At 62.8% G+C, this 4,853-nt stretch carries 6 protein-coding genes; 1 reads left to right on the forward strand and 5 read right to left on the reverse strand.

The genetic code is table 11. The features are described from left to right. Nucleotides 1-81 precede the first annotated feature (81 nt). From EOA60_RS19040 to EOA60_RS19060, 5 genes are all read right to left on the reverse strand, one after another. Entirely contained in the window at nt 82-963 is an 882-nt protein-coding gene (locus EOA60_RS19040; RefSeq protein WP_095826106.1) for a cytochrome b/b6 domain-containing protein, read from the reverse strand. A gap of 103 nt (nt 964-1,066) precedes the next feature. Continuing rightward, the gene (locus EOA60_RS19045) at nt 1,067-1,744 is read right to left on the reverse strand and encodes a DUF1345 domain-containing protein (RefSeq protein ID WP_067000220.1); all 678 of its coding nucleotides are present in this window, start codon (nt 1,742-1,744) and stop codon (nt 1,067-1,069) included. Nucleotides 1,745-1,768: 24 nt separating this feature from the next. Next, on the reverse strand, nt 1,769-2,236 hold the full coding sequence (locus tag EOA60_RS19050; protein ID WP_095802182.1) for a YaiI/YqxD family protein: 468 nt from the start codon (nt 2,234-2,236) through the stop codon (nt 1,769-1,771). Nucleotides 2,237-2,298: 62 nt separating this feature from the next. Beyond that, nucleotides 2,299-2,868, reverse strand: a complete 570-nt coding sequence (gfa, locus tag EOA60_RS19055) for an S-(hydroxymethyl)glutathione synthase (RefSeq protein ID WP_067000227.1) — start codon at nt 2,866-2,868, stop codon at nt 2,299-2,301. A gap of 67 nt (nt 2,869-2,935) precedes the next feature. After that, nucleotides 2,936-4,063 carry an S-(hydroxymethyl)glutathione dehydrogenase/class III alcohol dehydrogenase gene (locus EOA60_RS19060; protein ID WP_128311734.1) on the reverse strand — a complete coding sequence of 376 codons (1,128 nt, stop codon included), beginning with the start codon at nt 4,061-4,063 and terminating at the stop codon, nt 2,936-2,938. Nucleotides 4,064-4,329: 266 nt separating this feature from the next. On the opposite strand from EOA60_RS19060, the gene EOA60_RS19065 reads away from it, so the two are divergent. Further along, nucleotides 4,330-4,853: biotin carboxylase N-terminal domain-containing protein (locus tag EOA60_RS19065; protein ID WP_281060756.1), on the forward strand; the 524-nt coding region annotated here is incomplete at its 3' end.

Consider the following 4,853-nt stretch of genomic DNA (forward strand, 5'->3'; position numbering starts at 1 on the left):
CAGCCGGACAGCGCGATGCCTGACAGACCGAGGCTGGCGGAGGTTAAGAACTTCCGGCGGCTAATCTGGAATTTTGCCATGTCAGGCGCTCCTCTCGGTGGCCTGGTCGTGCTTTACGGGCGGGTCGGTGCGGTACCAGCCGGTGATGATCGAGCGCAGCTCGTTGATCGGGCCGGCCGCCACGATCATCAGCATATGGACGACGAAGAAGAGCACGAGCAGCACCATGACAATGAAGTGGATGGTGCGAGCCGTCTGCCGACCGCCCAGGATTTCATTGAGCCAGGGAAGCACCGAATTCATGCTCGGCGACATCGCAAGCCCGGTGATGATCATCAGCGGCAACAGCACGAAGAGCACGCCGCCATAGGCCATTTTCTGCAGCGTGTTGTATTCGCGCGCGTAGTGGAATTTCAGCCTCGCATGGTCGAGGATGTCGCGCGGCAGCTTGCGCAAGTCATCCAGGCGAGGGGCAAGATCGCGACGGATATGGCCGCTGATCAGGCTCGCGACCAGCCAAATGAGCAGTGTTGCGCTCAGCACCCAGGCGAAGAAGAAATGCACGACGCGGGCCGTGCCGAGGTCGTAGTAGGACGGGATCGTCGCCCAGGACGGAAAGGCGCGCGGCGTTTCCTGTCCGGGAGGGCCGGACCAGCCGAGCACGCCGGTGGTGTCGAAGCGATGCCCGAAGATTTTGGTAAAGCCGCGCGGTCCGCCGTCTGTGTTTTCGGCGCCGATCTCGAGGATCGTATTGTTGTATTGGAAGCCCGATTCCTTGCCGATGTAGAGTTGCGGGCGCGCGTTGAAGATCTGCAGGCCCGAAAGCAGCATGAAGAACAGCGAGAACGCCCAGAGCCAATGGGTCAGGCGCGTCCAGCCCGATTGCCGGTAAATCAGCGTCGGGTCCTTCGGCGTGGATGCTTCTACCTCGGTGGAGGGTTCGCTTCTGGCGACGGTCTCCATATCTAGGTGTCCTCCCGGCTGCATCTTCTGCGGCCTCTCAGAGCCTTGTTCTCCTCCCAATACGTCTCCGGCCCAAGCGTTGTTTCATCCGATCACGGATTTATTATGGACTGCCCAGGCTGACCGCGAGATTGACCGCGGCGGCGACGATCACCGTGTTGAAGAAAAAGCTCAGGATCGAATGGACGAGCACGACCTGGCGCATGCGCGAGGTCGTTATCCCAGTGTCGGCGGTTTGCGCAGTCATGCCGATGACGGTCGCGAAATACAGGAAATCCCAGCCTTCCGGGCGTTTGCCGCCGGGAAAATCGAGGCCGCCGACCGGATTCTTCTTCCTGGTTTTCTCGTCGATCTCGTCGCCGTCCATCCAGTAGACATGCGCATAATGCAGCGCGGCCATCGCATGGATTGTGAACCAGCCAAGCGGGATCGACAGCATCGCGAACAGAACCTCCAGCGGATGCGCGGCAGCCTTTTGGTTGATGAGTTGAAACAGCGAGCCGATGGCGAGGCCGACGACCAGGAGCGTGACCGCAAAAATCAGCAGCACCGGCAGGTCCGTGGCACGCGCGTTCTTGCTCAGGTAACGGACGGTGAGCCTCGGCATCGCGACCAGCACCAGAAGAGTGTAAGCGGCGAAGAAGAGGTTGGCGCCGATGGAGTAGGGCAGCGGCGCCCCCAGCATCAGGGCGAGAAGCAGCGCGACAATGCCGATGGCCGCAGCCAAAGCGAACTGCACGTGCCGGTGGATCGGCGTGTTGAGGGATATGTCGTCGCCCATGGCCGGTTCTCAAAGGGCTTCGAGTCAGCCGGGTGTGGCGGATTTGAGCGCCCGCCGCAAGATGCGGTCGAGCTCGCCGAGAAAGTTTGACCTGTCCTTCGCCGTGAAGGCGGCGTTGAAGCCGCGGCTTTCGCCGGTCTCGCGCAGATGCTGCTTCAAATCCCGCATCGCCACCGCCATGCCGATGGTCTCGGGCGTGAAGGGACGGCCCGTAGGTCCCAGCACATGCGCGCCGAGCGCCACCGCGCGCGCGGCAAGCGGGATATCGGCCGTCACCACGACATCGTTGGGTTTGGCGTTCTCGACGATCCAGTCGTCCGCGGCATCCGCGCCCTTGGAGACGACGACATTGCGGATCATCGGATCGCGCGACGGGCGCAGGCCGCCATTAGAAACATAGGTAACGGCAATGCCGTGACGTTCCGCGACCTTCTCGACCTCGGCTTTCACCGGGCAGGCATCGGCGTCGACGTAGATGATGGGTGCGGGCATCGTCTCTCCAAATGTGCAAAGGGCCGGCGTTGGCCGGCCCTTTACCAGAAATCCCGCAATCGTCAGGCCGCCAAGGCTCCCGACTTCTTCGCCGTCCAGGTGGCGATGTAGTCCATCAGGGCGGGGTTGAGGCAGTCATAGGGTTCGAGCCCGATCGACTTCAGCTGGCCGCGGATGCCGTCCATGCGGCTCGGGTCGACGCCGGCTTCGATGATGGAGGAGACAAAGGCGGCAAAGCCGGGCGGCGACCAGCCGTCCTCCTCGAAACGCTCGGGATGGATGAAGGACAGACCCTTGAAGGGATGGTCGCGCTCGACCGGGCCGTACATGTGCACGCCGCAGCTGGTGCAGGCATGGCGCTGGATCAGCGCTGCCGGGTCGACCACCTTCAGCTTGTCGCCATTCTCGGCCACAGTGACGTCGCCGGTGCCGGCAACGGCGACGACCGAGAACACCGCGCCTTCCGGCTTCCAGCATTTGGTGCAGCCGCAGGCATGGTTGTGGGCGATCTGGCCCTTGACCTTCACCTTCACCGGGTTGCTGGTGCAGAGACAGACCAGCGTGCCGCCGGAAAAGGCAGCACTTTCCTTCGGCAGCCCGTTGTCGATCTTCGGATGCAGTTTTTCCGCCATTCGTCCTTCCTCCCATGTTGAGCCGCAAAGGTCGCGGGCTCCAGCCCGCGACCGATGCGGCATTGCTTCAATAAACCACGACGCTGCGGATCGACTTGCCCTCATGCATGAGATCAAAACCCTTGTTGATGTCGTCGAGCGTCAGCGTATGAGTGATCATCGGGTCGATCTGGATCTTGCCTTCCATGTACCAGTCGACGATCTTCGGCACGTCGGTGCGGCCGCGCGCGCCGCCAAAGGCGGTGCCCATCCAGGTCCGGCCGGTGACCAGTTGGAAGGGCCGCGTCGCAATCTCCTGGCCGGCGCCGGCAACGCCAATGATGACCGACTTGCCCCAGCCGCGATGCGAGGCCTCGAGCGCCTGGCGCATCACCTTGGTGTTGCCGGTGCAGTCGAAGGTGTAGTCGGCGCCGCCGATCTGGTCGGCGCCGCGCTTGGTCAGTTTGACCAGGTAAGGCACGATGTCGCCGTCGATCTCCTGCGGATTGACGAAATGCGTCATGCCGAACTTCTCGCCCCAGGCCTTCTTGTCGTTGTTCAAGTCGACGCCGATGATCATGTCGGCGCCGGCCAGGCGAAGGCCCTGGATGACGTTGAGGCCAATGCCGCCGAGGCCGAAGACGACCGCGGTGGCGCCCTGCTCGACCTTGGCCGTGTTGATGACGGCGCCGATGCCGGTGGTCAAGCCGCAGCCGATATAGCAGATCTTGTCGAAGGGGGCGTCGGGATTGACCTTGGCGACCGCGATCTCCGGCAGCACGGTGAAGTTGGAGAAGGTCGAGCAGCCCATATAGTGGAACAGCTTCTCGCCGCCGACCGAAAAGCGCGAGGTGCCGTCGGGCATCAGGCCTTGGCCCTGCGTGGCGCGGATGGCGGTGCACAGATTGGTCTTGCGCGAGAGACAGGACGGGCACTGCCGGCATTCGGGCGTGTAGAGCGGGATGACATGGTCGCCCTTCCTGACCGAGGTGACGCCCTTGCCGACATCGACGACGATGCCGGCGCCTTCATGGCCGAGGATCGCCGGAAAGATGCCTTCCGGATCGGCGCCCGAGAGCGTGAACTCGTCGGTGTGGCAGATGCCGGTCGCCTTGACCTCGATCAGCACCTCGCCCTCGCGCGGCCCCTCAAGATCCACCTCCATGATCTCCAGCGGCTTTCCGGCACCAACGGCAACTGCGGCACGCGTTTTCATGAGGCATTCCTCCCAGGGCAATCTTAAAAGTCTCAGCTTTATGGCAGGCCGCCGAGCCTGCCCGGCGAGGCGAATACCGCCTGCCATTTTCTTGCGCTCGCCACCACCTTACCGGGTTCGAAGGTGGCGGCCAACGTCTGTTGCGACGTTTTTCGACGCCGCTTCTGCAAAAGCATCGAGCGCCGAAGGGCAGGGGCTGCAGACACTTGAGGCGCGTCGGGATTGTCCATAGAACTGGATGGCTTCGCCGGAGGAACGACATCCGAATGTTCAAGAAGATCCTGATCGCCAATCGCGGCGAGATCGCCTGCCGCGTGATCAAGACGGCGCGCAAGATGGGGATCGCCACGGTCGCGGTTTATTCGGATGCCGATCGCGACGCCGTGCATGTCGAAATGGCCGACGAGGCTGTGCATATCGGCCCGTCGCCGGCCACGCAGAGCTATCTAGTGCCTGAGAAGATCATCGCCGCCTGCAAGGAAACCGGCGCCGAAGCGGTGCATCCGGGTTATGGCTTCCTGTCGGAACGCGCCTCTTTCTGCGAAGCGCTGGAAAAGGAAGGCATCATCTTCATCGGACCGAAGCCCGAGGCGATCCGCGCAATGGGCGACAAGATCGAATCGAAGAAGTTCGCCAGCCAGGCCAAGGTTTCGACCGTGCCCGGCTGGCTGGGCGTCATCGAAAATGCCGACCACGCCGAAAGGATTGCCGGCAAGATCGGCTATCCGGTGATGATCAAGGCCTCGGCCGGCGGCGGCGGCAAGGGCATGCGCATCGCCTGGAGCAGCGC

The organism is Mesorhizobium sp. M1A.F.Ca.IN.020.06.1.1, assembly GCF_004023265.1.
Classification (GTDB): Bacteria; Pseudomonadota; Alphaproteobacteria; order Rhizobiales; family Rhizobiaceae; genus Mesorhizobium.

Coding starts and splice junctions, on each gene's coding strand:
- EOA60_RS19040 (WP_095826106.1), bottom strand. CDS start 963: ATGGAGACCGTCGCCAGAAGCGAACCCTCCACCGAGGTAGAAGCATCC.
- EOA60_RS19045 (WP_067000220.1), bottom strand. CDS start 1,744: ATGGGCGACGACATATCCCTCAACACGCCGATCCACCGGCACGTGCAG.
- EOA60_RS19050 (WP_095802182.1), bottom strand. CDS start 2,236: ATGCCCGCACCCATCATCTACGTCGACGCCGATGCCTGCCCGGTGAAA.
- gfa (WP_067000227.1), bottom strand. CDS start 2,868: ATGGCGGAAAAACTGCATCCGAAGATCGACAACGGGCTGCCGAAGGAA.
- EOA60_RS19060 (WP_128311734.1), bottom strand. CDS start 4,063: ATGAAAACGCGTGCCGCAGTTGCCGTTGGTGCCGGAAAGCCGCTGGAG.